General features: G+C 68.8%; 2 protein-coding genes. One reads left to right on the top strand and one right to left on the bottom strand.

Annotation, left to right across the window (positions count from 1 at the left end; translation table 11 throughout):
* Positions 1-15: 15 nt before the first annotated feature.
* Positions 16-1,821, top strand: a complete 1,806-nt coding sequence (locus Q4C89_RS13595) for a helix-turn-helix domain-containing protein (protein WP_303103162.1) — start codon at positions 16-18, stop codon at positions 1,819-1,821.
* A gap of 264 nt (positions 1,822-2,085) precedes the next feature.
* Here the strand turns inward: Q4C89_RS13595 and pyrF are convergent, their stop codons facing one another.
* Positions 2,086-2,901 carry an orotidine-5'-phosphate decarboxylase gene (gene pyrF, locus Q4C89_RS13590; protein ID WP_303103161.1) on the bottom strand — a complete coding sequence of 272 codons (816 nt, stop codon included), beginning with the start codon at positions 2,899-2,901 and terminating at the stop codon, positions 2,086-2,088.
* Positions 2,902-2,903 lie beyond the last annotated feature (2 nt).

The raw sequence follows: 2,903 nt of genomic DNA, 5'->3' as shown, positions 1-2,903 counted from the left end.
CTATACTGCTCCCCCGTGACCAGCGATTTTGCCAACGCCCTTTCGCCGCTGGGCGTGCTGCCCCCCGCCGGGCCGACCTGCGTGCATCTGCCGCTGGGCGTGACGCCGCAGGAACTCGCGCGGTACGCGGTGGGGCTGGCGAATGCGCGGGGCGGCACCATCGTGGTGGGCGTGGATGTGGTAGGCGACCCCCACGCCGAGCGCGACGCGGGCGAACTGCATCCGCTGATGATTACCCACGCCATTTTTGAACTCTCGGGCGGGCGGCTGACGGTCAATGTGCAGCACCACCGCTTGCCGGGCGGGGCGCGGGTGCTGTCGGTGTTCGTGCCCCAAGCGCCTTATGTGCTGGCCGCTCCTGACGGCGCGGTGATGGCCTGGGACGGAGCGCATCTGGTGCCCGTGCAACCCGGCGAGGGCGAACCCGTGGCTGACCAGGACTTCACCGCCGTGGTGCCGCCCGACGCTTCGCTGGCTGACCTCGACCCTGCCGAGGTGGGAAGGCTGCGCCTGTTGGGACGCCGCATCGAGGCCGCCAACCTCCCCGACCTGGATTTTTTGCGCGAACTGGGGCTGCTGATTCCCAGTGGCGGAGCACTGCGGCCCACGCTGGCGGCGATTTTGCTGGCGGGCACGGACGCGGCGCTGCGGGCGCATTTGCCCCAGGCCGAAGTCTGCTACTTTCACCACGCCACCAACGATGTGGAATTTCAGTTCCGTGAAGACCTGCGCCGCCCCATTCCGTCGCTGCTGCTGCGGCTGTCCGAACTGATTCAGGCCCGCAACCGCTTTACGCCCGTGCAGGTGGGGCTTTTTCGGGTCGAAGTCTGGGACCACGACGAATCGGTGTACCGCGAGGCGCTGCTCAACGCCCTCTCGCACCGGGACTACACCCTGCGCGACGTGGTGCATGTCCACCACTACCCTGACCGCCTGGAAATCATGAATCCTGGCGGCTTGCCTGGGGGCATCACGCCGGGCAACATCCTGCGCCACCAACCCAAGCGCCGCAATCCGCTGCTGGCGGGCGTGCTGGCGCGGCTGGGTCTGGTCGAGCAGGCGGGCGTGGGCGTGGACAAGATGTTCAGCCTGATGCTGCGCCACGGCAAAGAGCCGCCCGAGTACGACAACTACCCCGACGCGGTGACCCTGACCCTGCACGGCTCGGCCTTCGACTCGGATTTCGTGCGCTTTGTGGCGAAAAAACAGGAAGAACTGCCGCAACTCTCGCTGGACATGCTGATTGTGCTGAGCGTGCTGTCGCGTGAAGGCGAGGCCCCCCGCGCTCAACTCGCCCGCGCCCTGCAACTGCCCGAAGACCGCACGCCCCGGCTGCTGCGCCAGATGGAGGAACTCGGCCTGGTCGTGCGGGCGGGGGTCGGGCGCGGCATCGCCTACCACCTCGCGCCGGACGTGGCGACAGCCCTCGGTCAGGAACGTCAGCGCCGCCTGAGCATGGCCCCGCAACCCGAACCGCCCAGCCGCGCCACCCTGCTGGGGCAGACGCCGGCGCTGTCCACTGCGCCCTCCTCCCCTGCTCCGAGTGCCGCCCAGCCCGTTGTGCCTGTCACCAGCGCACCTGTCTCCAGTACACCGGGGCCATCAGCCAGCGAAGTGCGGGCGATTGCCCTGGCGCTGGCCCGCGAACGTGGGCGGGTCAAAAATGCCGACCTGCGCGAAGTGTGCAGCCTGACCAACCAGCAAGCGTGGCGGGTGCTGCGCGGGCTGGTGGACGTGGGATTGCTGCGGCGACTCGGCAGCGGCACACGGGACGCTTACTACGAACTGGGCGAGGGAGCGGGGCTACGGGTGGAGGGGTAAGGGCAGAGGGCTGAGAGTTTGCCAATACCACGTCACCACCACTTCGGGACTGGTGAAACGCCGAACGCAGGGGCCGTCGGGCGCTGAAGGCGCACGGGCCTCGCTTTCACAGCAAACGGAGACGATTCCACCCCGCCTCAGCCATGGGAAAACGCCCGGAAAGCGAACTTCACCGCTCTCCTCTCCCTCCTCAGCGGAGCGACAAGCCCCCTGCCCCTCTGGAGTAGGGGGCTGGGGGTGGGGCAAAAGCTTAGGCTCCTGCTCTCACTCCAGCGCCGCGTTCAACTCGTCGCGCAGCCCCTTCGCTGCTTCCCGCGCCGCACCCACATCCAGCCCCTGCGCGTACTGCACGGCCCGCGACGCACTCGCCAGTGCCCCCGTGCCACCAGAATGAAACGCCCCCGCCAAGTCGCTCGCCTTCGCACCCTGCGCGCCCAGCCCCGGCAGCAGCAGCAGCGCACGCGGCATCAGGTTACGGAAGGTGGCGAGGTCGGCGGGATGCGTCGCGCCCACCACCGCGCCCACGCTGGCGTACTGGCCCGGCTCCAGGGCTTCTTCGGCGCCCAGACGCGCTACCTCGACAGCGACCCGTTCGCTGACGCCCTGGCCCTGCAAGTCCTTCTGGTCGGGGTTGGAGGTCTTGACCAGCACGAAAATCGCGCCGCCATTCTCCCGCGCCGCCTCCACGAAGGGCGTCAGCGTGCCGAAGCCCAGAAACGGGTTGACGGTCAGGGCGTCGCCCGCGTGCGTTCCGGTCAGCCAGCCCTGGGCGTAAGCGGCGGCGGTGGTGCCGATGTCGCCGCGCTTGCCGTCGAGCAGCACGGGCAGGCCCAGGGTGCGGGCCGCCGCGCAGACCTCTTCCAGCAGCGTAAAACCGGGCAGCCCCAGCGCCTCGAAAAAGGCCAGTTGAGGTTTGACGCAGGCGGCGTAGGGGGCACTGGCTTCCAGCACGTCCAGCGTGTGCTGGCGCAGCGCAGCCATGTCGCGGTATTCGCCGGGGCGCGGGTCAAGGCCGACACACAGGCGAGTGTTCAGGGAAAGGGTGCGCTCGGTCACGGCCTGGGCAAAAGTGGGGGTCATCG

Source organism: Deinococcus sp., assembly GCF_030523985.1.
Lineage (GTDB): Bacteria > Deinococcota > Deinococci > Deinococcales > Deinococcaceae > Deinococcus.
The sequence above is the reverse complement of the archived record's forward strand: the minus strand, read 5'-3'. Positions and strand labels throughout refer to the sequence as shown.

Coding starts and splice junctions, on each gene's coding strand:
- pyrF (WP_303103161.1), bottom strand. CDS start 2,901: ATGACCCCCACTTTTGCCCAGGCCGTGACCGAGCGCACCCTTTCCCTG.